The sequence below is a fragment of the Bacillus sp. CH140a_4T genome, from assembly GCF_008923725.1.
Taxonomy (GTDB): Bacteria; Bacillota; Bacilli; order Bacillales; family Bacillaceae_G; genus Bacillus_A.
This window is the reverse complement of the sequence record NZ_WBPF01000013.1, coordinates 280742-307007: the sequence shown is the minus strand read 5'-3', so window position 1 is coordinate 307007 and position 26266 is coordinate 280742. Positions and strand designations below refer to the sequence as shown.

The following is a 26266-nucleotide window of genomic DNA, read 5'->3' as shown; positions in this document are numbered from 1 at the left end:
GTACATATATACAATCTATTTACGTTAGTATTGTATATTCTTTTGCTTGTAAAAGGTTGATTGCTGCGTTCAAATCTCTATCCATTACATTGCCACATTCACATGTATATACTCGGTCAGATAGCTTTAAATCCGCTTTCTTTTGACTGCAACATGAGCATAACTTTGACGATGGATAAAACCGGTCTACTTGACGTAATTCAATTCCATATTCCTCACATTTCGTCAAAAGCCATGTTTTAAAAGCAAAAAAAGACTGCTTGGCAATTGTTTTAGATAAATGTTTATTCTTCATCATACCTTTCACATTCAAATCTTCCACTGTAATAAACGTTGGCTTGGTTTTCACCACATTCGTTACAATAGACTTTACATACTCTATTCGAATATTCGCTAATCGAGCATGCAACTTTTGCACTCTAAGAACATTTTTATCTATATTCACTCTTTTATTAGTAACAGATTTTTCACCTCTCTTTTTTAGATTTTCAAATTTACGTGCTAAAGAGCGTTGTTCACGTTTTAACCGTTTTTCTATCTTTTTTACTTTTATTGTTTTGTTGATGTTCTCATGAACGATACCATCGCTACGTGTAGCAAAATCCTTCACTCCTAAATCAATCCCTAGACCTATTTTATTGAGTGCTAACTTTGTTGCCATTTCTTCCAATTCGCAAAGTACAGATACAAAATATCTTCCTGCTCTTTGATATACTGTGCCACTTTTTACAGTTGCATTTTTAGGGATATACCCATATTCTTTTAACCTTGTCCAACCAATTGTGGGGATTTTTACTCTATGTCTTTCTACTGTCCAATCTGTTTTATTGTTTTTAGGGAAATAACACTTCACATCTTGCTTCTTCTTTTTCTTATATCGTGGAAATTTGGATAACCCTTTAAAAAATCGCTTAAAAGCTTTATCTCCATTCATAATCGCTTGTTTTACCGCTTTGCTCGACACTTCTTTAATCCACTGGTCACACTCTTTTGTATGAATATTGTTCAGCCATTTGGAAAAGTCATAGCCACTAAGAAATTTCCCCTCCGACTCATATGCCTCTTTATTTTTAGAGATATACAGGTTATATACATATCGACACACCCCAATAGTTTGACGGATTTTACTAACTTGTTCAGTTGTCGGTTTGATTTCTATTAAATATGCTCTTTTCATAAGTCTTCATCCTCCGACATTTTCTTTTTGTATTTTCTCAACCCATATATTCTACAGCTAAATACATGAATGATAGATATTAAATCCTGAACAAGTTCTTCTTGAATACCCATATATTCCTTATACTGTTCTTCTGTAGAATATCTTCTTCCTTTTTGGTTTCGGTAAGCAGTTAAAACACCTTGATTGTCCCACCTTTGTAATGTCTTAACAGAGACATTAAGCATTTCTGAAAATTCTTTTGGTTTATATTGTTTCATAATTACTTTTTTGCTATATATGCACACTTTTGTCTATGTTTTTGTTTACTGTTTCTTTCTCCTGTATATAGAAACTTTATCCCGATTGGTGAGGGATAATAACCAGTGGGAATGGTTCCTTACTGATCAAAGATTTACTTTATATATTATAAACGGCATACCCTTTTTCATAAAGGGTATGCCGTTTCTTTTTTCTATACTAACTTACTTGCTTTTGTTTTTGTTTCGTTTTTGGACCTGTAAATAGTCGTTCATTTCCCATAAGTAAAATACAAATAATACTTAGTACAGCAGGGATAAGTGCCCAGAAGAATGTGCTGGCAATAGATGTAGCGAGAGCCTCTTTAATACCAGTTAATATTTCAGGTGGCATCTTCTCGGTAGCACCTTGTGATAATAAGAAACTTGTGTCTCCGCCCTGTGGAGCTAATTTAGCTAGTTCAGGAGGGAACACCGTGCTTAATTTATTAGTAAAAATATGATTTTGAATGGTACCGAAAATTGTTACACCAAGAGTCATACCGAGTGAACGGAAGAATGAGTTTGTTGATGTAGCAGAACCACGGTCACGCATTTCTAACTTGTGGATAGAAGACATACTTAAAACTGAGAACGAGAAACCAACTCCAAGTCCAGTGAGAACCATAAATAGTGTTACAAGTAGACGAGGTGTATCCATCGTTAAAGTGCTTAGTAAATAAATACCAATTACAAAGAAAACGCCAGATACGATCATGATGTTACGATAACTTGTGCGTGAAGCTAATTGTCCACCTGTTTGACTTCCAATTACAGAGCCAACCATCATAGGTGTTAAAATTAATCCAGCATTGGAGGCTGAACCGCCGAGAACACCTTGAACGAAGATTGGAATATAAACTGTACAGATAATAAAAGCGGCACCATAGAAAAAGGCAACGCCTTGGCTAGCTGCGAATAAAGGTTTTTTAAAGAGATGGAAAGAAATGATAGGCTCCGTTGCTTTTCGTTCTACGAAGAAGAAAATAATGAGCATAATAACAACTGTTGTAAATAAACCGATAATTACAGTGGAATTCCATGCATATTCTTTACCACCAAGTTCTAAGGCGAACATTAAGCAAATGATACTAATAACAAGTGTAATAGCGCCAGCCCAATCAATTTTTTGTTTTCTAAATTCTAGAGATTCACTGTAGTATTTAGTAATGAAGAAGAAGGAGATAAGCCCTAATGGAATATTAATATAGAAGACCCAATGCCAACTTATATAGTCTGTAATATAAGCACCTAATAAAGGACCGAATACACTAGATGTCCCGAAAACCGCACCGAATAGCCCTGTCATTTTTCCGCGCTTTTCTGGTGGGAATATATCGTACATAATTGTGAAGGCAATAGGCATAAGAGCACCGCCCCCGATTCCTTGAATTGCTCTATAAATACTTAGCTGCTCAATACTAGATGCTGTTCCGCAAAGTGCGGAACCGAATAAGAAAAGAATGAGACCACCGATATAAAAACGTTTCCGTCCGTACATATCGGAAAGTTTTCCGAAGATAGGCATGCCTGCCATTGTTGCTACCATATATGCAGACGTGACCCAAACGAACTTGTCAAATCCTCCTAGGTCTCCAACGATCGTTGCCATTGCTGTTGCAACGATTGTATTATCCATTGCCGCCATTAAAATACCAAGTAGTAAACCAGCAACAACAAATTTTGTCTTGTTGGAGTCTTTTTTTGATAATTGAGATTCCAAATATAACCCTCCTTTAAAAATAAGTAAACTATATTAAGTTTTGAGTGCAGCGCATAAAAATGTAAAGGATAGTTCTTTCAAATCAATTTACACAAGTGCACAAGCCATAAAGAATATTATAGTCAAATTTGACTAAAAGGCAAACTTTTTCATCCGTCAAAATATTCTGTTGTATGGGCTGCGAAAGAGTGAGTAATACTTAATGTTGGTATAAAGTCAATGAAGGAAATTGTAAAAAAATATTTCAGCAAGAATACTTTCAGTTAACAGAGGAAAAATGGTTTTTTCTTTATATTGTCGAATAGGATAAAAGGAAGAGTAATAACTATATATCGTTTGTAGCAAGCTTTATTAATATTGTGTAGAGAGGCAGAATAAGGTCGTATGAATGATGCATCTGAAATGGGGTGAATATTATTGTGAAAATATGGAAAAGAATTTCGGATCAAGGAAGGCGTTCAATACCGCTACAACCGGTATTATGGATTGATGGCTCAAAAAAGGAAAACGAATGTCCTAATGTAGCAGTTACATTGCAAATCCGTAGTATGTATAAAGAAAAATTTTCATATGAACTGACCTATGATGCAAACGACATACTTATTATTCGAATTGAAGTTGAAAATAAAGGAATAGAAATGATTTCACGAGTTGTAGTAAGTCATATGATTCGAGATTATTTTGCATACATCCCAAATTCATTAAAGGCAGATAAGGGGATAAGTGAGTTTCTATTCCAGCTTGTAAGGTGGCGAATCGATAATTTATTACCGAATGAAAAGGTAGAATTAATTTGTAAAATAAAAGCAAATAAAGATAAAGCACTTAAAAACGCATTATTTCAGGCTACATATACATTCCAATATAACGGAGTATCATATGGTCCACTGCAAACAAATGAAGTTGTTGTGCGGCAATGATAAAAAGGAACCTGTATGAAAGGTTCCTTTTTTAATGAAGGTTGTGTTTTTTGAGTACTTTTTTTTGCTCGATTCCTTTTTTTCCTACATAATTATTTTTATAACCAAAATATAAAATGAAAAGAAAGGAAGCAACATTTACAATAGCATCAATTTGATCGTTTGTAATAAAGTTCACTCCGAAAGAATTAAACAGTAATTTTAATGATAATAGAAAACCTGCTAGTAAACGTATAATATCTGATAGATTCTCTTTTTGTAGCATATAAGTCACCTCTTTCTAAAACGATATATAGTATATATATGAAATAGAATAGAAATGGTAGACAAGCTTAAGCGGAAATGTACACTCAATATGTACATTTTTTATTTTGTAGAAAAACATAATTGTTATAGAAACATATATTGGTATAGAAAGGAGGAGAAGTATGAAACATAAAGGGAAAATTAGTGGGTTATTACTTGGGAATACAGTGGCAGTTACAGAATGGATTGCGCTTCAGGATGTAATTACAAAACTGGATTCGCGATCATTTTATACCGTCTTTATTATTTATATATTGCAAATGATACTCAGCTATTATTTTGGACATTGGTATGATAAAAGAGCGAGTGGGCGTATGGATACGGAAGTAGGGGGAATGGCAAGTAATGATTTTGTAGTTGATTTCTTTGAGAAAGTAGCTGCTTTATCAGAACGGGATTCTCATAATATTACAGTGTACATTCTTTCTGTGAAAGAATGGAAAGAACTAAAAGAAACAGTGCAAGAAAAAAAATTGGAGGTGTTAGTACAAAAATTGGAGAGTACGATTGTAAAGACAATTCGTAAAGGAGATGTCGTTACTAGGTGGGATGAAAATAAGTATGTTATTGTGGCGATTGATAAGGGACATGAAAAGTCGACAATAACAAATCGATTAATGAAAAATATTGAAAGTGAAATAGAAAATGGTTTGTTAAGTATGACGCTATTATTTGGAGCTGCTAGTTATCCAATAGAAGGAAAAACTTTTGAAGAATTGTTAAGAAAGGCACAAAATCAATTGTACCAGCATAGGGATTTCTAAGAAAATGAGTGAAACTTTGATTTGAAGAAATATGATATGAAGAAGTTTTGAATGTAACATTTTTTTGACTTTTATTACAAAAAGAACTTTTATTGTAATAAAAGTCTTTAAAAATATATGGAATAAGCATATAATTATGATGGATGTGTCAATGCATTTTGCACAATGTGTTTCATTTTAAAAGTGTAGAGGAAAGCATGCTCTACACTTTTCCTTTTTAGGGAATGACAAGAATAATTGTAAGTTGTTGCAAGATAGCATTTATACTGTGTAAAATGAACAAATAGATTATTTGATAGAAAGCCGGAAAGGGAATGATAGAATGATAGACGTGAGAGAACAACGATCATCTTTTATCAGGTGAATTATTATTACTGTTGTTCTTCAAATTATTATGGCTGTGATGAATTCCGTTGTACTTTTATGTAATACATAGTATGAACAGGCTTTAGAAAGTGCTAAGTAAAAGATGGATATGAAACTGCTAATTGGTTCAAAAAAGTAAAATGTAATTTTAAGTAATACAATTTGTACAAGCATTATAAACAATATCAATGATTTTCGTAGAAAAGGTGCGAGTATGGAGTTTATAGAAGGATATATAATTTTCATAGCTTTTTACACGATGATCGTATATAAGTAGGAGGAAGAAGATGTTGAAATATAGTAAATTAGCAATTGTAACTGCATTATCAATGACTTTATTAGCCGGTTGTTTCGGACCGAAACCAGAAGAGGAATTATATGTTGCATTTGAAAATGCTGCAAAGCAAGAAAAAACAATGTTTGAAGATGCAAAGAAACTTGAAACTTTAGAAAAAGAGGGACAAGAATTATATAATCAGATTGTTCAAGAAGGAAAAGATAATAATCAAGTTGTTAAGGAAAAATTGAACCAAGCAGTGAAAAATACAGATGAACGAGACAAAGTGCTTAAAAAAGAAAAAGAATCTTTAAGTAAGGCACAAGAAGAAGTAAAATCAGCAGATAAATATGTGAAGAAAATTGAAGATAAGAAATTGAAAGATCAAGCGGATAAAGTGAAAAGCACATATGAGAAACGACAAGATTCATTTAACAAGATGTATGATAGCTATAATAAATCGTTAAAACAAGAAAAAGAATTATATACAATGTTACAAGATAAAGGTACAAAATTAAAAGATATTAGTGAAAAAGTAAAAGTAGTGAATCAATCTTATAAGGATATTGAATCAGAAAAAGACAAGTTTAATGAATTTACAAAATCTTATAATACAGAAAAAATAGCTTTTTATAAACAAGCAAATATTAAAATTAAAGAAGAGAAAAAATAAAACAGTTTGGCCTACAATTGGCCAAACTGTTTTATTTTTTTGTATAAGTACGACTATACCATGGGACAGGTTCACTTAATTTTTTTTCTTGTTTCAGTGCTTCAGGACCAATATAATCTTGAAGTGTTTTTTTTGCTACTGTTAAAGATAAGGTTGTTTTCGGATTTCGATAGGAGGATTCAAGATGACCAAGATGTGGTAGGATTCGAAAATCTTCTTTGGCAGGAGGAATATGGAAAAAATAATCACCTAAACGTATAAGAACATCAGATTGTTGTTGGCTAAAACGTGGATTTCTAGAAAAATGTAATCCTTCTTTAATAGCTTTTTTTTCAGCAATTAAGCGTTCTAAAGCCGTCTTTTTTAACCAGTATAAATACTTCGGATTAGTTGCAGCTTTAGCATGACGATTCACAACGAAAATAGATTGAGCTAGTCGATTAATAGAATGTTGGTTTTGTAATTGAGATTGTGGTTGTGAAGGTTTCATATTGAATCTCCTTTCAATTTTTCATTATTATAACATAAATAAAAGAGGTTTTTATTATATGCAAAAAGTGATTGTATATATTTTCAATATTAAAGCAATATTGTTACAAAAAACAACTATTTTGTATAATAGTAATAGAATGTGTTTTAGAAATTTGATAATGAAAGAGTGAGAAGTTTGAAAGAAATATTAAAACAGCAATATGCCATTATAGATATTGGATCTAATACAATGCGTTTAGTTATTTATGAAAAGCAAAATGGAGGTTTTTATAAGGAGATTGAAAATACGAAAGTGGTTGCTCGGTTAAGGAATTACTTAATTGATGGTGTGTTGATTGAAGAAGGAATAGAGGTATTGTTACAAACATTATTTCAATTTCAAGAAAGTACGCGATTCCACCAGTTGCATCATGTACTTTGTGTTGCAACAGCAACAATTAGACAGGCTGAGAATCAAGAGGCAATTAAAAAACTGGTTGAAGGACAAACAGACTTTACTCTTAGAGTATTATCAGAATATGAGGAAGCACGTTACGGCTATTTAGCAGTTATGAATTCAACTTCGTTCTCTGAAGGAATTACAGTAGATATTGGTGGAGGAAGTACAGAAGTTACATACTTTCGAAATAGAGAGATTCTAGAGTACCATAGCTTTCCTTTTGGAGCACTTTCTTTAAAGCAACAATTTATTAAAGAGGATATACCTACTGAAGACGAGTTGGAAAAGATTCAAACGTACTTAGAATATCAATTTCAAACATTACCATGGTTAATTGATAAGAAATTGCCTCTTATTGCAATTGGTGGTAGTGCGAGGAACTTAGTGAAAATCCATCAAAATTTAATTTGTTATCCTATAGCAGGGGTACATTTATATAAGATGAAAGAAGAAGATATTAAAAATGTGAAAGAAGAATTGGAAGCATTGTCGTTCATAGAACTTCAAAAATTGGAAGGATTGGCAAAAGATCGAGCAGATACAATTATTCCAGCTGTCGAAGTTTTTCATACGCTTGTTAATGTTATAGAGGCATCATCATTTGTATTAAGTAGAAAAGGGTTACGAGAAGGCGTTTTCTATGAAGAGTTGACAAAAGATTTGGGGATTTCATATTATCCGAACGTAGTGGAAGAAAGTTTGTATTTATTATCACATGAATATGAAATGGATATGGAATTTGTAATGCAGCTTATTAAACATGGAAGATTGATTTGTCAACAGCTTGAAGAAACAGGGCTAATTACTATGTCAGTAAAAGACTGGGCAATATTCCATCAAGCAGCGAAAGTATTTAATATAGGCAAATATATAGACGAAGAAGCGAGCCGCCTACATACGTTTTATTTATTAGCGAATAAAACAATTGATGGTATGATGCATAAAGAGCGAGTTAGATTAGCGCTTATTGCGTCTTATAAATCAAAAATGTTATTCAAACAACATTTGTCTCCATTTGAAGGATGGTTTGATAAAAACGAACAAAAAAAAATTCGCCTATTAGGCGCTGTTTTACAATTTTCAGCAGCTCTAAATATAAGACAAAGATCGCTTGTTGAATCGATATCTATAACAGAAAGTAAAGAAGGATTAACATGTAAAATTGTATGTGAGCAATCGGCATTAGCGGAAAAAGTGCAAGCTGAAAAACAAAAAAAGCAGCTGGAAAGAGTATTGAAAACGCCTATTCATTTATCCTTTGAATCAAAATGTTAAGTTGTACGGATGTCTTTACGAAAAATTAACACTTTGGAATATTGTAATTTGCTAAAATGAAAGTAACTAAATTATAGTAAAAAAGTTTCAAGGGAAGTGTGAAGGGGATGGAAATGTTGAAGGGGAATATAGTTAATTTAAATGATACAGCTTATTACAACAATAGAGAACTAAGTTGGTTAGCATTTAATGAACGTGTACTACAAGAAGCACAGGATGAAACGAATCCGCTCTTGGAAAGATTAAAGTTTATTAGCATTTTCAGCTCGAATTTGGATGAATTCTTTATGGTACGCGTGGCAGGATTGAAGGATCAAGTGAGTGCGGGGTTTAACCAACCAGAAAATAAGGCTGGATTAACACCAAAAAAGCAATTAAATAAAATTGCGATAAAGGCTCATGAACTAATGACTGTACAATATGATACGTTTAAAAATTATGTATTGCCAGTACTGGAGCTAGAGGGGATTGAGCGTTTAACGTTCCATGATTTGACGAAAGAACAGAGAGAATTCATAGAAGAGTACTTTGATGAGCAAATTTTCCCAGTCTTAACACCTGTAGCTATCGATGCATATCGTCCATTTCCGATGTTATTAAATAAAAGTTTGAATTTAGCTACTCTTTTATATGATGAGAAACAAGTGGAGGAAGAAAACCGTACGAAGTTAGGGATTGTACAAGTTCCTTCATTACTTGAACGTTTCATATTTTTGCCAAGTGAAGGGCAAAAGCATAAATTTATTTTATTAGAAGATATAATTAGTGGTTTTACTCATAAATTATTTACAGGATATAAAGTGTCGTCTGTTACTCGTTTCCGTATTACACGTAATGCGGATTTAACGATTCATGAAGAAGGTGCGAGGGATTTATTAAAGGTAATTGAAAAGGAATTAAAGAAGCGTAAGTGGGGAGCTGCTGTACGTTTAGAAGTTGGCAAAGAGCATATTGATGAAAGAGTATTAGCATTATTATATGAGGTGTTGGAAGTAAAAGATGAAGATGTATATATAATGGATGGACCGTTAGATTTAACATGTCTATTTTCCTTATATAAAAAACTAGCTCCTTTATATGAACATCTAGTATATCCGGCTCTTATTCCGCAACGCCCTCAAGACTTAGGGGATGCGGAAGATGTTTTTGAAAAAGTAATTGAGCATGATATTTTATTACACCATCCATTTGAATCGTTTCAGCCAGTAGTTGATTTTGTACGTGATGCGGCAGACGATCCGAATGTACTTGCAATCAAACAAACGTTATACCGAGTAAGTGGAGATTCACCGATTATTCAGGCATTAAAGGTAGCCGCTGAAAAAGGAAAACAAGTGACGGTATTAGTTGAATTAAAGGCAAGATTTGACGAAGAAAATAATGTGAATTGGGCTAAAGAATTGGAACAGGCAGGCTGTCACGTTATTTACGGTGTAAGTCATTTGAAAACACATAGTAAAATTACGCTAGTTGTAAGAAGAAAAAATGGAAAAATCGAAAGATTCGTACATCTAGGGACTGGAAATTATAATGATGCAACAGCAAAGTTATATACTGATTTCGGGTATATTACATCACGAAAAGACTTTGGGGTTGATGCAACAAATTTCTTTAACTATTTGAGTGGTTATACAACAAAGCCACATTTTCATCACTTATCGGTTGCGCCATTTGATATAAGAGAGCAATTTATCGATTTAATAGATGAAGAAATTCGTTATCATAGGCAATATGGAAATGGATATATTATCGCCAAGATGAATTCATTAACAGACAAACCATTAATAAAAAAAATGTATGAAGCATCACAAGCTGGAGTAAAGGTAGAGCTTATCGTTCGAGGAACATGTTGTTTAAGGCCTGGTATTCCAAATGTAAGTGAAAATATTCGTGTAGTTAGCGTTGTCGGGAGATATTTAGAACATAGTAGAATTTATTATTTCCATCATAATGGAGAAGAGAAAATATACTTATCTTCAGCTGACTGGATGACACGAAATATGGAGAAGCGAGTAGAAATATCTTTCCCAATATTAGATATTGAAATGAAGGCGAGAATTAAGGCGATTTTACAACTTACATTAGCTGATAATGTGAAAACACGTGAACAAAATAAATCTGGTGACTACTACTATGTTATTAATAGTAGTACAGAAGAAATTGATAGCCAAGTGAAGTTGTTTAAGATGGCGTATCAAAACACGGATGCTGAATAATGAGAACAAAGTAAAAAAAACCTCTTAAAAAAGGTTTTTTTTACTTTGTTCTCTACTTATTATACGTTCTCTAAATAGAAGGATGCGTAGAGAGAATAGTTTTTATTGTAAGCATGTTAATGGATCATGAATCGGTTAAGAAAGGAAATAACATTGGTAGAATTGTTGCGGTACATTAATAATAGTATGGTTGTTGACAAGGTCCACCATAACAAGGATAAGGTGTTGGCGGTGGGAAAGGTGGTGGATATGGTGGGTAATACGGTCTAGGACCGAAAGCTAATGCTCCGCCGAGCAGTCCACCGGCAATACCAGCTAGAAATGGGACGCCAAAAAACGGCAAAAAGCGTGAGTCGCCTACTGGACCAATAGGTGCTGAACGGACTGGGATTGGTTGATAATATGGATACATGAAAAAACCTCCTTTATTGGACTCACTTTTATCATATGGTAAATGAAACATGGATGAGCGCGTACAAGAAAGGTTATGTAAGAAAATAGGCGAATTATTACGAATGTTGGAGCGTGAAAATCGTAATTTCAGGTTTTGACATAAATCGGAATGGGACACGTGTTCTTCCAAGGCCTCGATTGACATAGAGAGCTAAATCTTGAATCGTATAGAAACCTTCTACATAGTTTTTAGCGAGTGATGGGGTAATAATTGCGCCTAAAAAGGGAATTTGTACTTGTCCACCATGGCTATGACCAGAAAGCTGTAAGTTAACTGGATATTGAGCAATTTTGGGTGCAATATCTGGCTCGTGAACAAGAACAATGTTATAAGTGTTTTGCTTCGCGTGATGTAATGTCTCCTCTATTTTTGGTTTGCCTAGTAGTATATCATCAAGACCGAAAATTGAAATTTCACTATTATCCAGTAGACGAATTTTCTTTTCACTATTTAGTAACAGTTCAAATCCCGATTCGCGCATGATGTGTTCGTAGTACTCTGTTCCATATCCGCCGTGATCATGGTTACCATAAATAGAAAATTTGCCGAAGGGTGCTTGTATATTTTTTAAAATAGATGCAACGAAAGGCGTGTCAGTATACGTTTGATAATTATCAATGAGATCGCCAGTAAAAAGAACAATATCAGGTTTTACAGCATTAATTTTAGAAACGATTTGAGATAAATGTTGAAGAGAGAAATAGTATCCGAGATGTAAATCGCTAAATTGAAGAATCTTCATACCATTGAAACTTTTCGGTATGAGTTGTGATGTAAGTGTACGTTCTGTAAAAGAAAGTAGATGAGGCTCAATATACTTAGCGTAATAGTATCCGATGCTAGTGGTTATAAATGAATATAGACAAGTGCGCATGCCAGTTTTTAAAAAATCTCTTCTTGTAATTTTCTGCATAAAAATATGAGTATACCTATTTGACTTGTATTACATGTGTTCGTTATATACAGGTTACTCAAATCTCCTTCCAGTTTATTTAAAATATATTTTAAATAATACAAAAGTAGTATAGATTACGAAAAAAACGAATGAAAAGAAACCTCTTTACGTTAAAATATCAGAAAAGTTTAAAAATATAAAGATTTCTATTAAATAAAATGATAAAATGAATGTGTATTCATTTTTGGGAGGGGATGTATGTGAAAGAAAAGGTAGTTATTATAACAGGTGGATCGAGCGGAATGGGGAAAGGAATGGCAACTCGTTTTGCAAAAGAAGGGGCACGAGTTGTTATTACAGGACGTACAAAGGCAAAGCTAGAGGAAACAAAGTTGGAAATTGAACAATTTCCAGGGCAAATATTACCTGTGCAAATGGATGTAAGAAATACGGATGACATTCAGAAAATGATTGAACAGATTGATGAGAATTTTGGACGAATTGATGTTTTAATAAACAATGCAGCTGGAAACTTTATTTGTCCAGCAGAAGATTTATCCGTGAATGGCTGGAATTCAGTCATTAATATAGTGTTAAACGGTACATTTTACTGTAGCCATGCTGTCGGGAAATATTGGATTGAAAAAGGTATAAAGGGGAACATCATTAACATGGTAGCAACATATGCATGGGATGCAGGTCCGGGCGTTATTCATTCGGCTGCAGCGAAGGCTGGAGTATTAGCAATGACGAAGACACTCGCTGTTGAGTGGGGACGTAAATATGGAATACGAGTTAACGCTATCGCGCCAGGACCTATTGAACGTACGGGCGGTGCTGATAAATTATGGATTTCAGAAGAAATGGCTAAACGTACGATACAAAGTGTTCCGCTTGGAAGACTGGGTACGCCAGAAGAAATTGCAGGTCTAGCTTATTATTTATGTTCAGATGAAGCTGCGTACATAAATGGAACTTGCATGACAATGGATGGAGGACAACATTTACATCAATATCCATTTTAAAAGGAATGAGAAAATGAATGTTTGATTCATTTTTTTACGGTTAAATGTGACGGAATTGTGACATATGAAAGAAAAGTGTTTACAAGAGGTCATATATACGTTATATTTAAGACCTCTTTTTTCTTCATAGTAGAATTGCTAATTCCCCTTAGCATTTTACCCCTCTAATCCCTTCAGGAAAACTGAAGGGATTTTTTATTATTTTTCCGTAAATATCATGTTATAATTTTGAAAAGTAAAGGGAGGGAAGCACGTTGATAGATGCATTAGATGTAATGAGTAACTTGGATAAAGTCCTTCCTTATTATCAAGCTATTTTTAGTGCTGATGAGCATACTGTAATTGGATATGAAGTAGTAGGACGTATTCAAACAGAAGAGGGCATACAAAGTTTAGCTTCTTTCTTTCATGATGATTCTATTCCAAGTGAGTTTCAACTGGAAGCGGATAACATTATAGTAGAAAAAGCTTTAAATCGCTATTTAGAAAGTGATCAAAAACTATTATTATTTATACATCGGAATGCGAACGTATTAATGAACGATGATGATGAAAGTTTACTTCAACTTTTATTGATGTATGAAGAACAAGGTTTAAATTTGAAACACATTGTTTTAGAAATTACAGAACATGAATGTAAAGAAGATATAGAGCAATTTAATCATTTGCTTATGTATTATCGTACATACGGTATTCAAATTTCGATTAATAAAGTCGGAACGGGTACAAGTAATTTAGAACGTATTAGCGTGTTAGCACCGGATATTTTAAAAGTAGATTTAACAAACTTAAGGCAAACTGCACTTTTACAATCTTATCAAGATATTTTATATTCTTTATCATTACTTGCTAGAAGAATTGGTGCGACATTGTTATATGAAGAAATAGATGCTTTTTATCAACTACAATATGCTTGGAAAAACGGTGGTAGATATTATCAAGGTAATTATTTGAAAGAGTGCTTACCTGATTTTATTGAAACGAACGTTTTGAAAGAACGACTTGGTAATGAGTGTCATCAATTTATTCAACATGAGAAGAAGAAATTACAAAAAATTTATAATTTAACAGAAATGTTACGTGATCGAATTGGTGATGTTCTAGCCAAACAGAAAAAGAATGAAGATATAAATGATTGGTTATTACAATTTAGCCAAAGTGTATCACAGTGTAGTTTTCGCATATTTATTTGTAACGAAGATGGTTTCCAACAATCAGGAAACGTTATGAAAAAAGATGGGGAATGGATTGTGATGCCTGAGTATTATATGAAGAACTGGAGTTGGCGTCCGTATTTTCTAGAAAATATTATGAAAATGCGTTTTGAGAATAAGGCAAGACTTTCAGATTTATATGCTGATATTGAAACCGGTGAGATGGTACGAACATTTTCCTTCCCAATTGATGATGAAAACTTTTTATTTATAGATTTATCGTATGAATATTTATATGAAGAAGATGTTTTATTTTAATGCACGAAGAGATTCGTGCATTTTTTGTTTGTTTTTATCATAAATTGGTAATAGTGAAAATGGTGATGAAAATGCTGTCTATCATTGTAAAGATTTTACGAACGAAACCACCCCTGTCTTTGCATAATCATTGTTACAATGAATACTACAAAGACAAGTTTTCTTAAAAGGAAGGTGAAAAAATGAGGAAATATGGAATATGGTTAGTTCTATTTGTATGCGTTGCCTTTCTAGTTGGTTATAGTGTCACAACTGTTTTAGGAAAAGAGGAAGTGAAAGTCGATCGGGAAGAAGTGTTTACAACGATACAAAAGGGCTATGAAACCCAATTTTCACTTCGTGGGAAGCATTTGCCGATGAATAAGATGATAGAAACGTTATCACCGTATTTTACAGAGAATTTCCTTCAAGTATTTACAGATGAAAATAGTAGAAGTGATAAACAAAGTGGTGAATATTTACTTCCAGCAAAAGAAGCGCCATTTTCTTTTCATTCAGAAACGAAAATGTCATATGATGAAGAGCATAAAATTTTATATGTATATGAACGGGCGAAAAGTGGACAATATCAAATTGTAACATTGCAAAGAGATCAAGGGAAATGGAAACTGGCCGGATATCATGAAAGCCAAGAACTTTTAACTGAAATAAAAAGGTTACAACAATTATAAAGTGAAACTTTAATTAGGGGACATATCCTGCTGAGTATTAACCCGCCACAATCGGATGTTTATTTCCAGAAAATAGCGGGATAAGAATAGGAATAGGTCTTTACCTATCCCTCTTCTAGATTGAGAAGTTGTTGTAATTTTTCAATTTGAAACCCAGCAACAACTTCTCCGTCAATTACAACCGTTGGAGTTGAATAAGAATCATAGTCATATAAAAGACGATTGCGTGCAGCGGCGTCTTTTTTTACGTCAAATTCTTCATATACGACGTTATTATGTTTTAAAAATTCTTTCACAATGACACATGGCGGACAATCAGGTTGTGTGTAAACCTCAATTTTTTTCATTGTAATTCCTCCTTTTTACTGTTTTTTATTATATTCTTCCAGTATAAAAATCGCAATAAAGAAGGGAAAAGATGTTCTTTCTGTTTTTTCCTTCGTATTTCGACAAATTTTTAGTTGAGTTTCTGGCCAATAACCTTTATCCTAGAGTGTGGAACATTTTTTCTGTTATGACGGATAGAATGAGTATAGCTGTAAAACCTATTGGTAGGAAGATCAGAGAAAGGAGAGATTTCATGTCTCTACTCCAAGGAATTTTAACTCGACTTGTTAGTCTACAAGAACAAGCTGAAAGCGGTGAAGTAGCACAACGCTATTTTGAAGTGAACGGTGAACGCAAATGTAGCGTGAAATTTTTCGATAAAAGTGAAATGTATGAGTTAGAAGTGTATCAACAAGGTGAAAAACCTCAAGTGTATCAATTCGATAATATCGACATGGTTGCAATTGAGATTTACGATATCATTTCTTGATACATATAAAAAAGGTGTTGCCATACGGCAGCACCTTTTTTAGTTCTATTACTTTTTAGCATATATGTATAGGGATTTTTCATTTTTCCTACAATGGTAATAAAGTGAAATTGTAATCAGTGGAGATCCTTCTTTCTATACTGATTAGTAGCTATCACCAATTTGGTGTTTACGGATAGTAAATAGGGGGATAAACATAATGAGGAGGTGTGTTGTATGGAACGTTTACCGGTTATCATTTGTCCTAATTGTCACAATGCTGCTGAGATTATTCATGTATTAACGGCTCAATCAAATCAAAATGTAATTTATACGTGCCAAGTTTGCCAGTATGTAATACGGAATATTGAAACGAATAAAGGATAGGAAGTTATAATTTTTATTTTTGTCCCATACAATGAGAATACGAAAAGTCTGTCTAATTGAAAGGACGTGACTATGTGGCCGGTGAACATACATTTTATAATGTTTCAGAGAGGCATTTAAATTTTGATATGGTCTTTACCCGTATTTGTAATTTCATTGAAAAGGATCCACGAAATTTATATCGCTTATCCATTGGGACAGACTCACAAGCGCATCAAAAGGATATGAGATTTATTACGGCAATTCATATTCATCGCGTTGGAAAAGGAGCCTGGGGATGTTTACACCATCAATCAGTAAAAGATAAGCCAGCAACTTTACGTGATAAGATATATTTAGAAACGCAGTTTAGTCAAGAAATCGCCTGCTTATTTACTCCAAATCATATACAAACAATATGGGATTTATTGCATCCATATGCTCAAGATGGGGCTGGATTTATAATGGAAATTCACTTAGATATCGGAAATGATGGTTTAACAAAAGAATTTATTCTAGATATGACAGCGAAAATTCAAGCGATGGGATTAACTGCAAAAATTAAGCCAGATGCTTATGCAGCTTTTAGTTATGCAAATCGATATACGAAATAAAAACAATTTTTATATACTCTCACCAAAAACTGAATATTACATCTATTAAATAGGCTGAAAATTTTATATAATAAGGGTAACGATGCGAGTATAAGGAGAGGGGTATATGAAAAGGGAACTTGTTTTAACAGAAGAAGAGGAAAGTTTGTTGTTAGATATTTTATTTCAGCAAAATTATGCGAGTGAAATTTTAGCTGTGGAACTTACAGATATTGAGAATGGTTTAAAAAAGACAGATGTGATGCAATATAAAAAAATCACAAGGTTATTTTACAGATTAAAAAATAAAGGGTATTAAGCGCTACCGGAATGGTAGTCTTTTTTTTGCGTTGTATGCTAAAATAGCTGTGTAATTTTGTTTTTTACTGAAATAATGTAAGGACAAAATAATAATATGAAAACGCTGTCATAAAATGTGAATAGAGTCGGTGAATAAAAGTAGGCAAAAGGGAAGATGGGGGGATGTAACATGATTAGTATTCCGAAAGACGAGTTTCAACAAATTTTTGTGAAAGATTTAATGATTTCATCAGAAAAAGTAGCACATGTCCAAATGGGGAATGGTTTAGAGCATGCTTTACTCGTTCTTGTGAAATCTGGATATTCGGCGATACCTGTTTTGGACCCGATGTATAAATTGCATGGGTTAATTAGTACTGCTATGATTTTAGACGGTATGTTAGGGCTAGAACGTATTGAGTTTGAAAGACTTGACGAAATGAAAGTAGAACAGGTGATGAAGGAAGACATTCCAGTTCTTAAGTTAGAAGATTCGTTTGCAAAAGCTTTAGAAATGACAATTGATCATCCTTTTATTTGCGCTGTCAATGAAGATGGGTATTTTGAGGGGATTTTAACACGTCGGGCTATTTTAAAATTGTTGAATAAAAAAGTAAGGCAACATAACCGATAATGTGAGAAAAGTGACTTCATAGAAGCGGAGAAGTCACTTTTTTTCGTGCATATCAGTTGTGTATGTATTATATTTAAAAAGATAAAAAATATAAGAGTATATAGTTAAATTAAGGATGAAAAGCTTATTGAGATAAGGTGTATGGAAGCTAAGGAAAGAGGGAGAAAGTTGCAAATTGATGATTTTCAAATGATGGTTGTGTTAGCTCAGGAATCAAATATGAGAAAAGCGGCGGAACGTTTATTTGTTTCACAACCTGCGCTTAGTCAACGATTACAATCTATGGAGAAACAATGGGGAATGAAGTTTTTTATTCGCTCACAAAAAGGATTGACAATTACACCTGAAGGGGAAAAAGTCGCAAATTATGCAAAAGAAATGCTACAAAAGGAAGAGGATATTAAAAGTGAGCTAGCTGTTTTTAGAACAGAAACTCACGGAACGTTAAAAATAGCTGTTGCATCAGTTATTGGTCAATATTGGCTTCCTCCTGTTTTGAAGAAGTTTGTACATAAATACCCTTCTGTGAAAATATCGCTGTTTACTGGCTGGAGTAGTGAAGTGCAAAAGCAATTTTATGAAGGAGACGTTCATGTTGCTATATTGAGAGGGACACAAGAATATAAAGGTCAGAAGCAGCAATTATTTGAAGATGAACTTTATTTAGTGGATAAAGAAATAAAAGATATTACGATGTTAAAAGAAACAAATAGACCATTTATTCAATTTAAAAGTGATTCGACTTATTATGGACAAATACAAAATTGGTGGTATGGTTTATTTTCTAATCCACCTAAGAGAACAATTGTGGTTGATCAAATTGAAACTTGCAAACAACTCGTTTTAAATGGCATAGGTTATGCTCTTTTACCTTCTACTGTTTTAAAAGAAGTACAGGAAAATATGTATAAAACACCTGTTCAATTAACGAGAGAAACATGGTTATTGACGAGTGAATCGGCTAGACAATTGAAGCAAGTAAGGGCATTTTTAGAAATTATAGAAGAAATTCAAATGGAAAAATAGGATTATTATCTTGCTACTCGCTCTATCGTTTGGTAGAGTAACATTATAAATGGATTTAGGAGGCAACAAGAATGAAAATGATGGACGCTAACGAAATTATTTCGTTTATTCAAAAAAGTGAAAAGAAAACTCCTGTAAAGGTATACATAAAAGGGGATTTAAAAGAAGTAACATTCCCTGAAACGGTACAAGCATTTGTAAATAAAAAATCTGGTGTATTATTTGGAGAATGGTCTGAAATTAAGACAATTCTTGATGAAAATAGCAAGCACATTGTTGATTACGTTGTTGAAAATGACCGTCGTAATTCTGCAATTCCAATGCTTGATTTAAAAGGTATTAAAGCTCGTATTGAGCCAGGCGCGATTATTCGTGATCACGTTGAAATCGGCGACAACGCTGTTATTATGATGAATGCAACAATTAATATCGGTGCTGTAATTGGTGAAGGTACTATGATTGACATGAACGCGGTACTTGGTGGACGTGCAACTGTTGGTAAGAACTGTCACGTAGGTGCAGGTGCAGTACTTGCAGGTGTTATTGAGCCGCCTTCAGCAAAACCAGTTATCGTTGAAGATGATGTTGTAATTGGTGCAAACGTAGTTGTGTTAGAGGGAGTTACAGTAGGGAAAGGTGCAGTTGTAGCAGCAGGAGCGGTTGTAACAGAAGATGTACCTCCATATACAGTTGTTGCCGGTACTCCAGCACGTGTAATTAAAGAGATTGATGAGAAGACAAAAGCAAAAACTGAAATTAAACAAGAGCTTCGTCAATTAAACCCAGAGAAATAAACAAAAAAAGCGTAAGAGCATAAACGGGCTCTTACGCTTTTTATAGATAGAGGTGCAAAAATGGCAGTAAGCAAATTCGTTCAAATTCGTAGAGACTTACACAAAATACCGGAAATTGGATTTCAAGAGTGGAAAACACAACAGTATATTTTAGATTACATAGGAACGATTTCGAATGAACATGTGGAAGTGAAAGTATGGAAAACGGGTGTCATTGTTAAAGTAAATGGAAAAAACCCAGAAAAAATTATAGGTTATCGCGCAGATATAGATGGTTTACCCATTACAGAAGAAACTGGATATGAATTTGCTTCTATTCATGAAGGAATGATGCATGCATGTGGACACGATGTACATACAACAATTGGTTTAGGCCTTCTAACAGCAGCTGTAATAGAAAGAATAGATGATGACCTTGTGTTTCTATTCCAGCCAGCTGAAGAAGGGCCAGGAGGGGCTCTTCCTATGTTAGAAAGCGAAGAGTTAAAAGAATGGAAGCCAAATGTAATTCTCGGCCTTCATATTGCACCTGAATACCCTGTAGGAACAATCGCCACAAAAGAGGGGCTATTATTTGCGAATACATCAGAGTTATATGTTGATTTAAAAGGGAAAGGTGGACATGCAGCCTATCCTCATACTGCAAATGATATGATTGTTGCAGCAAGTCATCTTGTTACACAACTTCAATCCGTTATTAGTCGTAATGTGAATCCTCTTGATAGTGCAGTAATTACAATCGGAAAAATAACAGGTGGTACAGTTCAAAATATCATAGCAGAAAAGTCTCGGTTAGAAGGAACGATTCGAACGTTATCAGTAGAATCAATGAGTCGTGTTAAAAGTAGGATTGAGGCAATTATTGCAGGTATAGAAGCTTCCTTCCAATGTGAAGCCGTGATTGACTACGGAGCGATGTATCATCAAGTATATAACCATGAAGCATTAACGAGAGAGTTTATGCAGTTCGTAAGTAAACAAACTGATATGAATGTCATTACATGTACTGAGGCAATGACAGGTGAAGATTTTGGTTATATGCTTCAAGAGATTCCTGGATTTATGTTTTGGCTTGGGGTAAATTCAGAATTTGGTTTACACCATGCAAAATTAAAACCAGATGAAGAGGCTATTGAGAAAGCAATTGTATTTTTAGATCAATATGTGAAGTGGAAGGGAACTAGAAAGTGAACTTGCTTCCCAACTTTGCAACAATTTAAAGAGGGTACTCGTTAATTCCAAGAGGAAAACAACGTTCACATTTGTTTTAGATACACATCGGCATACAAATGGATAAAATAATGAGCAGTGGTTTTGAGCCGCTGCTCATTATTCATTATCGCTTATTGAGAAGATGATTAGTTAACTAGCTTATATGTGTTTACATTTCGTGTAGAAAATGTGTAAAATCAAGGTGAAACATAGAAAAAAAGGGTGGGGAATTACGTGCAAATTAGCAGTGCAATGTTGTGTTTCGTCTTATATGCGTATGTTATTATTGCGGCGGTGTATTTTGGGATAAGTTTTTATGCCTACCGTTTAGTAGATAATCATGAATATGACGAAACATATAAATGGGTGAAGAGATATTTATCACCTGTATTAGAAATTATGAATGGATTTGTGCTCTTTTTATTTATTGGGTTAATTGCTTTCTCAACGAGTTTAGTAGGGAATAAAACAACATTATTTGTACTAGGTATCATTATTTTTATGTTGTTAGGTATACGGATTGGTAACACGGTGTTTTGGAATGAAAGAAAAGTAGATGGTTGGACTGGAATGTTAATTCCGTGTATGTTAGCGGCTATTGTGACAAATATAGAGCATGAATATTATCAATTACATTTTTGGCTCATTATCGTTTTAACAATTCTTTCGGTTTTATACATAAGCACGGTAGTACTCACATACATTGCACATGAAAAAGGTGATGTTAAAGGAACTCGCTTCTTTAGAGGGCGGGCACTATTTTGGAGTGTGCCAACGATGGCGGTTATAGGAATTATTGCGATATTAGTAAATGGATATCAATTTACTAGTTGGCAACCGTTTTTAGAAAATTGGTGGATTTTCATCATTTCGTTTATCGCTTTTTTAGGTGCAACGCATTATTTATTCCATCAACATCATTACATATTCGCATTGTTATTCGCATTTATACAACTATTATTTGCTTTCTTCGGACAAGAAACGTTATTATTCGTTTTTGAAACATTTAGTTCATTTGGAAACATATTTGTATTTGGCATGTTAATTTTCAGTATCGCATTTTATTTACAACAGTATTTTTATATGCAAAAACAAAAATAAGAATGATATACAGGTTTTTGTAGCAAATCTAAAGTGTGTTACAATAAAAATACATAGTATTCGATGTTATTGGAGGAATTCCTGTGGGTGAAAAAGAGAAAGAATTTGCTGTCATCGGGCTTGGACGTTTTGGTGGAAGTATTTGCCGAGAACTCGCTCAATTAGGTATGGAAGTAATGGCAATTGATTCGGATGAGGATAAAATTAATGAGTTTGCAAATATAGCTTCACATGCTGTAATTGCAGATTCAACAGATGAGATGGTATTAAAAAGTCTTGGTATTCGTAATTTTGATCATGTAGTCGTTGCTATTGGAGATAATTTAAATTCAAGTATTTTAACAACATTAATTCTGAAAGAGTTAGGTGTAAAAAATATTACTGTAAAAGCTCAAAATGATTACCATGAAAAAGTGTTAAGTAAAATAGGGGCAGATCACATTGTGCACCCAGAGCGTGATATGGGAAAAAGGATTGCTAATAATATTGCATCAAGTAATGTATTAGACTATCTTGAGCTTTCAGATGAGCATAGTATTGTAGAGATTATTGCAAATAAAAAAATTGATGGTCATTCTTTAATCGAATTAGATATTCGTGCGAAGTTTGGATTGAATATTGTAGCGATTAAACGTGGTAAAGAAGTGATTGTATCTCCTCGAGCTACGGAAAATATTCAAGCGGGAGATATATTAATTGTAATTGGTCATGACGATGAAGTAGATCGTTTTAAACACTTTTTAAGATAAGAGAAAAGGACAATACCATGAAGGTATTGTCCTTTTTCTTATATTTCCATAATGATTGGTAAAATCATTGGACGACGTTTCGTTTTCTCATATAGGAATGGTGCTAATGTGTCTGTAATTTCATTTTTAATTTCAGACCATTGTGTTGTTTTACGCTCCATCACTTTTTCTAAATGAGTTGTAATTAATGTTTGAGCATCATTAATTAAATCACTACTTTCGCGCATATACACGAAACCACGTGAGATAATATCAGGTCCTGCTGCAACTTTAAACTCTTTCATATCAATGCTTACAACTACAATAACAAGTCCTTCTTCAGAAAGAATACGACGATCGCGTAATACGATATTACCGATATCTCCAATACCATTTCCGTCAATATAGACAGATCCAGATGGGATTTTACCAGCTACGCTTGCTTCATCAGAGCGAAGAGCAAGAACATCTCCATTATCCATGATGAAACAGTTTTCTTCTGGAATACCACAATCGTTTGCTAACTTCATATGCATACGTTGCATGCGGTATTCACCATGAATTGGCATGAAATACTTCGGTTTAATTAGACGAAGCATTAGTTTTTGTTCTTCTTGTCCACCGTGTCCACTCGTATGAATGTTTGACAGTTTTCCATGGATTACATCAGCACCAGCACGATACAACATGTTAATTGTACGGCTTACACTAATTGTATTACCAGGGATTGGTGAAGAAGAGAACACAACTGTGTCGCCAGGAATGATTTGAATTTGACGATGAGTACCGTTAGCAATACGTGAAAGTGCTGCCATTGGCTCACCTTGACTACCTGTACATAAAATAACAACTTTATTAGCCGGTAGGCGGTTTAGTTGAGCTGTATCTATGAATGTATCCTTCGGACAGCGAATATAACCGAGGTTTTGTCCAATTTCAATCGCCGCTTCCATACTTCGGCCAAACACAGCCACTTTACGATTGTTTTCAACAGCCGCTTCAACAACTTGTTGTAGACGATGGATATTTGATGCAAAGGTTGCAAATATAATACGACCTTCTACTTTGCGGAAAATATCTTGAATACTATCACCAACACGGCGCTCAGACATTGTAAAGTTTGGAACTTCACTGTTTGTACTGTCAGATAAGAGACAAAGTACACCGTCTTTTCCGATTTCAGCCATTTTTGTTAAGTCCGCTGGTTCACCGACTGGTGTGAAATCAAATTTGAAATCGCCAGTATGAACAACTTGTCCTTGAGGTGTTTTCACAACAACTCCGTATGAATCTGGGATACTGTGAGTTGTACGGAAGAAGGAAACCGATGTCTTTTTAAATTTAATAACATCATCTTCTTGAATTTCATAAAGTTTTGCTTTACGAAGTAATCCGTGCTCTTCTAATTTGTTTTTGATTAGTGCAATTGCTAATTTCCCGCCATAAATCGGGATGTTTACTTGACGTAATAAGTAAGGAATTCCACCGATATGATCTTCGTGACCATGTGTAATGAATAATCCTTTAATTTTATCTTCGTTTCGCACAAAATAAGTGTAATCTGGTATTACATAATCGATTCCGAGGAGTTCGTCTTCTGGGAATTTAATTCCAGCATCAATAATAATAATTTCATCTTGAAATTGAACAGCATATGTATTTTTACCGATTTCACCAAGTCCCCCTAAAGCAAAAACGGCAGCCTGATCATTCTTTAGAAATTTCATATGACTATACGATTTCCGCTAATGTTAAATCAGCGTTTTCTTTTTCATATTCAAGATGAGCACCAGTAACAGACTGAACGAACTCGATATTATATGCGAACTTATTTAATTTCTTACGAACATCCTTTTCAGACGTAGCCTCTAAATATAAAACTTTTGTATTTTCACGTACTGGAACCTCAGTCATTTTGTCTTGATAAAATACTTTAAAAATCATTTGGAAAACCTCTCCTTGTCTATGTTTTGCATTATCTGTTACTTATTATAAAGCAAACAGTCACGATTTTCATGTTTTTTCGAATGAGAATGAAGAAAAAGCCCGAAATGGGCACAATTTAAGCGATTGTCTTTTTACGGACTAGATCTTTTAAATAACGCTTGAGCTTTTTCTTCAGCTTCTTCAGCATGATTACTCCTTCCTTTCCTTATTTTAAACATGCATATTACTAGTGAAAACTCCGTCTCTGATATAAGAAAGAAGACAAAAGTGAATGTTGAATCTTGTCCTTTCTCATACAGGGAAAGTTATTCTATAGTAACGATTAGTAGCCGTTAGTTATAGCTATAGTATGAGAAAGAATAGAAAAGAAAATTCATACGAACAAGTATCCACATTTTTTACTAATATATATATGCAGGTTTCATAAATAAGGTCAGAAAGTGAACGCTTTCTTCACAGATGTTTAATATGTTATACTTTTTTTTAGAATTTGAAAAGCGATAATCAAAATAGAAATATTGAGTAACAGAAAGGATTTTGACAAATGAATGATAAAATTGTCTTTTTTGATATTGATGGAACATTATTAGATCATGATAAGAAGATACCTCAATCTACAAGAGATGCAGTAAGACAGTTACAAGAAAAAGGTGTGCATGTAGCAATTGCGACAGGGCGTGCGCCATTTATGTTTGAAGATATTCGTAAGGAACTTAATATACACAATTATGTTAGCTTTAATGGACAGTACGTTGTATTTGAAGACGAGGTAGTATTTAATAACCCATTACATCCAGCTGCCTTGCATAAATTTACTCAGTTTGCAAATCAAGAAGGGTATCCACTTGTATATCTTGATCATCAAGATATGAGGGCATCAGTAGAATATCATGATTATGTGAAAGAAGGTTTTGGAAGCTTAAATTTTGAGCATCCGGCATATGAACCTAATTTTTATGAGGAACGTAATATTTATCAAACACTTCTTTTCTGTGAAGTGAATGAAGAGGAAAAGTTTATTAATCAGTATCCAGACTTTCATTTCATTCGCTGGCATGCATATTCAATGGATATTATTCCAAATGGTGGTTCGAAGGCAAAAGGAATTGAGAAATTCATTGGAAAATTAGGATTTAACCGTGAACAAGTGTATGCATTTGGAGATGGCTTAAATGATTTAGAAATGATCGAAGCAGTTGGGACAGGTATTGTGATGGGGAACGGTCATGAAGATTTGAAAAAACTTGCAAATCATGTGACAAAGGATGTTAGTGAAGACGGCATATATCATGGCTTAAAATGGGCTGGATTGCTATAAGTAAATATGGAACCCATTTCATATAAAA

At 33.8% G+C, this 26266-nt stretch carries 29 protein-coding genes; 19 read left to right on the top strand and 10 right to left on the bottom strand.

The genetic code is table 11. The features are described from left to right. Nucleotides 1-19 precede the first annotated feature (19 nt). The 3 genes from F8162_RS10170 to F8162_RS10160 all read right to left on the bottom strand — a co-directional run bounded on the left by F8162_RS10170 (nt 20) and on the right by F8162_RS10160 (nt 3178). The gene (locus tag F8162_RS10170; RefSeq protein WP_151632830.1) at nt 20-1177 is read right to left on the bottom strand and encodes an RNA-guided endonuclease InsQ/TnpB family protein; all 1158 of its coding nucleotides are present in this window, start codon (nt 1175-1177) and stop codon (nt 20-22) included. Next, the gene (locus tag F8162_RS10165) at nt 1174-1437 is read right to left on the bottom strand and encodes a MerR family transcriptional regulator (protein WP_151632828.1); all 264 of its coding nucleotides are present in this window, start codon (nt 1435-1437) and stop codon (nt 1174-1176) included. Before F8162_RS10165 ends, F8162_RS10170 begins: the two co-directional genes overlap by 4 nt. Nucleotides 1438-1636: 199 nt before the next feature. Next, the gene (locus tag F8162_RS10160; RefSeq protein WP_151632826.1) at nt 1637-3178 is read right to left on the bottom strand and encodes an MDR family MFS transporter; all 1542 of its coding nucleotides are present in this window, start codon (nt 3176-3178) and stop codon (nt 1637-1639) included. Nucleotides 3179-3597: 419 nt separating this feature from the next. Between F8162_RS10160 and F8162_RS10155 the strand changes: the two genes are divergently transcribed. Continuing rightward, on the top strand, nt 3598-4098 hold the full coding sequence (locus F8162_RS10155; protein ID WP_151632824.1) for a hypothetical protein: 501 nt from the start codon (nt 3598-3600) through the stop codon (nt 4096-4098). A 31-nt stretch (nt 4099-4129) separates the two neighbouring features. Here F8162_RS10155 and F8162_RS10150 read toward each other — a convergent pair whose 3' ends face one another. Then, entirely contained in the window at nt 4130-4363 is a 234-nt protein-coding gene (locus tag F8162_RS10150; protein WP_000939452.1) for an SPP1 phage holin family protein, read from the bottom strand. Between the two features lie 163 nt (nt 4364-4526). Here F8162_RS10150 and F8162_RS10145 point away from each other — a divergent pair, with 163 nt between their 5' ends. Then, nucleotides 4527-5168: a diguanylate cyclase domain-containing protein gene (locus F8162_RS10145; protein WP_151632822.1), complete on the top strand. Its 642-nt coding sequence runs from the start codon at nt 4527-4529 to the stop codon at nt 5166-5168. Nucleotides 5169-5821: 653 nt separating this feature from the next. Next, nucleotides 5822-6484 (top strand): YkyA family protein, encoded by a 663-nt coding sequence (locus tag F8162_RS10140; protein ID WP_151632819.1) that lies wholly within the window; start codon nt 5822-5824, stop codon nt 6482-6484. A gap of 31 nt (nt 6485-6515) precedes the next feature. On the opposite strand, the gene F8162_RS10135 is transcribed toward F8162_RS10140, so the two are convergent. Further along, complete coding sequence (locus F8162_RS10135; protein WP_151632817.1) at nt 6516-6974, bottom strand: YkyB family protein; 459 nt, start codon at nt 6972-6974, stop codon at nt 6516-6518. 177 nt (nt 6975-7151) lie between these two features. On the opposite strand from F8162_RS10135, the gene ppx reads away from it, so the two are divergent. Beyond that, a complete protein-coding gene (gene ppx / locus F8162_RS10130) occupies nt 7152-8690 on the top strand; it encodes an exopolyphosphatase (protein ID WP_151632815.1) in 1539 nt (512 codons plus the stop codon). 107 nt (nt 8691-8797) lie between these two features. Further along, the gene (locus F8162_RS10125) at nt 8798-10906 is read left to right on the top strand and encodes a polyphosphate kinase (RefSeq protein WP_151632814.1); all 2109 of its coding nucleotides are present in this window, start codon (nt 8798-8800) and stop codon (nt 10904-10906) included. 175 nt (nt 10907-11081) lie between these two features. On the opposite strand, the gene F8162_RS10115 is transcribed toward F8162_RS10125, so the two are convergent. Then, entirely contained in the window at nt 11082-11318 is a 237-nt protein-coding gene (locus F8162_RS10115; protein WP_076539903.1) for a hypothetical protein, read from the bottom strand. Between the two features lie 97 nt (nt 11319-11415). Next, nucleotides 11416-12273: a metallophosphoesterase gene (locus F8162_RS10110; RefSeq protein WP_151632812.1), complete on the bottom strand. Its 858-nt coding sequence runs from the start codon at nt 12271-12273 to the stop codon at nt 11416-11418. 242 nt (nt 12274-12515) lie between these two features. On the opposite strand from F8162_RS10110, the gene fadH reads away from it, so the two are divergent. The 3 genes from fadH to F8162_RS10095 all read left to right on the top strand — a co-directional run bounded on the left by fadH (nt 12516) and on the right by F8162_RS10095 (nt 15423). Then, nucleotides 12516-13280 carry a 2,4-dienoyl-CoA reductase gene (gene fadH / locus F8162_RS10105; RefSeq protein WP_151632810.1) on the top strand — a complete coding sequence of 255 codons (765 nt, stop codon included), beginning with the start codon at nt 12516-12518 and terminating at the stop codon, nt 13278-13280. A 254-nt stretch (nt 13281-13534) separates the two neighbouring features. Further along, nucleotides 13535-14752 carry an EAL-associated domain-containing protein gene (locus tag F8162_RS10100; RefSeq protein ID WP_000564300.1) on the top strand — a complete coding sequence of 406 codons (1218 nt, stop codon included), beginning with the start codon at nt 13535-13537 and terminating at the stop codon, nt 14750-14752. A gap of 182 nt (nt 14753-14934) precedes the next feature. Next, complete coding sequence (locus tag F8162_RS10095) at nt 14935-15423, top strand: DUF3993 domain-containing protein (protein WP_151632807.1); 489 nt, start codon at nt 14935-14937, stop codon at nt 15421-15423. 104 nt (nt 15424-15527) lie between these two features. Here F8162_RS10095 and F8162_RS10090 read toward each other — a convergent pair whose 3' ends face one another. Next, nucleotides 15528-15770 (bottom strand): glutaredoxin family protein, encoded by a 243-nt coding sequence (locus F8162_RS10090; RefSeq protein WP_151632805.1) that lies wholly within the window; start codon nt 15768-15770, stop codon nt 15528-15530. 233 nt (nt 15771-16003) lie between these two features. Here F8162_RS10090 and F8162_RS10085 point away from each other — a divergent pair, with 233 nt between their 5' ends. From F8162_RS10085 to F8162_RS10045, 10 genes are all read left to right on the top strand, one after another. After that, nucleotides 16004-16240 carry a YkuJ family protein gene (locus F8162_RS10085; protein ID WP_000055151.1) on the top strand — a complete coding sequence of 79 codons (237 nt, stop codon included), beginning with the start codon at nt 16004-16006 and terminating at the stop codon, nt 16238-16240. Between the two features lie 216 nt (nt 16241-16456). Further along, nucleotides 16457-16606, top strand: a complete 150-nt coding sequence (locus F8162_RS28700; protein WP_192797612.1) for a hypothetical protein — start codon at nt 16457-16459, stop codon at nt 16604-16606. Nucleotides 16607-16680: 74 nt separating this feature from the next. Continuing rightward, a complete protein-coding gene (locus tag F8162_RS10080; RefSeq protein ID WP_151632803.1) occupies nt 16681-17199 on the top strand; it encodes a ribonuclease H-like YkuK family protein in 519 nt (172 codons plus the stop codon). A gap of 106 nt (nt 17200-17305) precedes the next feature. Continuing rightward, on the top strand, nt 17306-17497 hold the full coding sequence (gene abbA, locus F8162_RS10075) for an antirepressor AbbA (protein WP_098758634.1): 192 nt from the start codon (nt 17306-17308) through the stop codon (nt 17495-17497). A 171-nt stretch (nt 17498-17668) separates the two neighbouring features. Beyond that, the gene (cbpB, locus tag F8162_RS10070; protein ID WP_000623572.1) at nt 17669-18112 is read left to right on the top strand and encodes a cyclic-di-AMP-binding protein CbpB; all 444 of its coding nucleotides are present in this window, start codon (nt 17669-17671) and stop codon (nt 18110-18112) included. A 141-nt stretch (nt 18113-18253) separates the two neighbouring features. Then, complete coding sequence (locus F8162_RS10065) at nt 18254-19138, top strand: LysR family transcriptional regulator (RefSeq protein WP_002008407.1); 885 nt, start codon at nt 18254-18256, stop codon at nt 19136-19138. A 71-nt stretch (nt 19139-19209) separates the two neighbouring features. After that, nucleotides 19210-19932, top strand: coding sequence for a 2,3,4,5-tetrahydropyridine-2,6-dicarboxylate N-acetyltransferase (gene dapD / locus F8162_RS10060; protein ID WP_000783245.1), 723 nt, complete (start codon nt 19210-19212; stop codon nt 19930-19932). 60 nt (nt 19933-19992) lie between these two features. Continuing rightward, nucleotides 19993-21123: an N-acetyldiaminopimelate deacetylase gene (locus tag F8162_RS10055; RefSeq protein ID WP_151632801.1), complete on the top strand. Its 1131-nt coding sequence runs from the start codon at nt 19993-19995 to the stop codon at nt 21121-21123. Nucleotides 21124-21378: 255 nt separating this feature from the next. Then, complete coding sequence (locus F8162_RS10050) at nt 21379-22245, top strand: cytochrome C oxidase assembly protein (RefSeq protein WP_151632799.1); 867 nt, start codon at nt 21379-21381, stop codon at nt 22243-22245. Between the two features lie 83 nt (nt 22246-22328). Then, complete coding sequence (locus tag F8162_RS10045; RefSeq protein WP_000504032.1) at nt 22329-22994, top strand: potassium channel family protein; 666 nt, start codon at nt 22329-22331, stop codon at nt 22992-22994. A gap of 38 nt (nt 22995-23032) precedes the next feature. Here F8162_RS10045 and rnjA read toward each other — a convergent pair whose 3' ends face one another. Further along, the gene (gene rnjA / locus F8162_RS10040) at nt 23033-24700 is read right to left on the bottom strand and encodes a ribonuclease J1 (protein ID WP_000670370.1); all 1668 of its coding nucleotides are present in this window, start codon (nt 24698-24700) and stop codon (nt 23033-23035) included. Nucleotides 24701-24704: 4 nt separating this feature from the next. After that, complete coding sequence (locus tag F8162_RS10035; RefSeq protein ID WP_000576434.1) at nt 24705-24917, bottom strand: DNA-dependent RNA polymerase subunit epsilon; 213 nt, start codon at nt 24915-24917, stop codon at nt 24705-24707. 547 nt (nt 24918-25464) lie between these two features. On the opposite strand from F8162_RS10035, the gene F8162_RS10025 reads away from it, so the two are divergent. After that, nucleotides 25465-26238, top strand: a complete 774-nt coding sequence (locus F8162_RS10025) for a Cof-type HAD-IIB family hydrolase (protein ID WP_151632797.1) — start codon at nt 25465-25467, stop codon at nt 26236-26238. The last annotated feature ends 28 nt before the right edge of the window (nt 26239-26266 follow it).

Excerpts from the sequence above, each read along its gene's own strand:
- F8162_RS10170 (WP_151632830.1), bottom strand. The coding sequence starts at position 1,177 with ATGAAAAGAGCATATTTAATAGAAATCAAACCGACAACTGAACAAGTT.
- F8162_RS10165 (WP_151632828.1), bottom strand. The coding sequence starts at position 1,437 with ATGAAACAATATAAACCAAAAGAATTTTCAGAAATGCTTAATGTCTCT.
- F8162_RS10150 (WP_000939452.1), bottom strand. The coding sequence starts at position 4,363 with ATGCTACAAAAAGAGAATCTATCAGATATTATACGTTTACTAGCAGGT.
- F8162_RS10145 (WP_151632822.1), top strand. The coding sequence starts at position 4,527 with ATGAAACATAAAGGGAAAATTAGTGGGTTATTACTTGGGAATACAGTG.
- F8162_RS10140 (WP_151632819.1), top strand. The coding sequence starts at position 5,822 with ATGTTGAAATATAGTAAATTAGCAATTGTAACTGCATTATCAATGACT.
- F8162_RS10135 (WP_151632817.1), bottom strand. The coding sequence starts at position 6,974 with ATGAAACCTTCACAACCACAATCTCAATTACAAAACCAACATTCTATT.
- F8162_RS10125 (WP_151632814.1), top strand. The coding sequence starts at position 8,798 with ATGGAAATGTTGAAGGGGAATATAGTTAATTTAAATGATACAGCTTAT.
- F8162_RS10115 (WP_076539903.1), bottom strand. The coding sequence starts at position 11,318 with ATGTATCCATATTATCAACCAATCCCAGTCCGTTCAGCACCTATTGGT.
- F8162_RS10110 (WP_151632812.1), bottom strand. The coding sequence starts at position 12,273 with ATGCAGAAAATTACAAGAAGAGATTTTTTAAAAACTGGCATGCGCACT.
- F8162_RS10095 (WP_151632807.1), top strand. The coding sequence starts at position 14,935 with ATGAGGAAATATGGAATATGGTTAGTTCTATTTGTATGCGTTGCCTTT.
- F8162_RS10090 (WP_151632805.1), bottom strand. The coding sequence starts at position 15,770 with ATGAAAAAAATTGAGGTTTACACACAACCTGATTGTCCGCCATGTGTC.
- F8162_RS10085 (WP_000055151.1), top strand. The coding sequence starts at position 16,004 with ATGTCTCTACTCCAAGGAATTTTAACTCGACTTGTTAGTCTACAAGAA.
- F8162_RS28700 (WP_192797612.1), top strand. The coding sequence starts at position 16,457 with ATGGAACGTTTACCGGTTATCATTTGTCCTAATTGTCACAATGCTGCT.
- abbA (WP_098758634.1), top strand. The coding sequence starts at position 17,306 with ATGAAAAGGGAACTTGTTTTAACAGAAGAAGAGGAAAGTTTGTTGTTA.
- cbpB (WP_000623572.1), top strand. The coding sequence starts at position 17,669 with ATGATTAGTATTCCGAAAGACGAGTTTCAACAAATTTTTGTGAAAGAT.
- F8162_RS10065 (WP_002008407.1), top strand. The coding sequence starts at position 18,254 with ATGGAAGCTAAGGAAAGAGGGAGAAAGTTGCAAATTGATGATTTTCAA.
- dapD (WP_000783245.1), top strand. The coding sequence starts at position 19,210 with ATGAAAATGATGGACGCTAACGAAATTATTTCGTTTATTCAAAAAAGT.
- F8162_RS10055 (WP_151632801.1), top strand. The coding sequence starts at position 19,993 with ATGGCAGTAAGCAAATTCGTTCAAATTCGTAGAGACTTACACAAAATA.
- rnjA (WP_000670370.1), bottom strand. The coding sequence starts at position 24,700 with ATGAAATTTCTAAAGAATGATCAGGCTGCCGTTTTTGCTTTAGGGGGA.
- F8162_RS10035 (WP_000576434.1), bottom strand. The coding sequence starts at position 24,917 with ATGATTTTTAAAGTATTTTATCAAGACAAAATGACTGAGGTTCCAGTA.
- F8162_RS10025 (WP_151632797.1), top strand. The coding sequence starts at position 25,465 with ATGAATGATAAAATTGTCTTTTTTGATATTGATGGAACATTATTAGAT.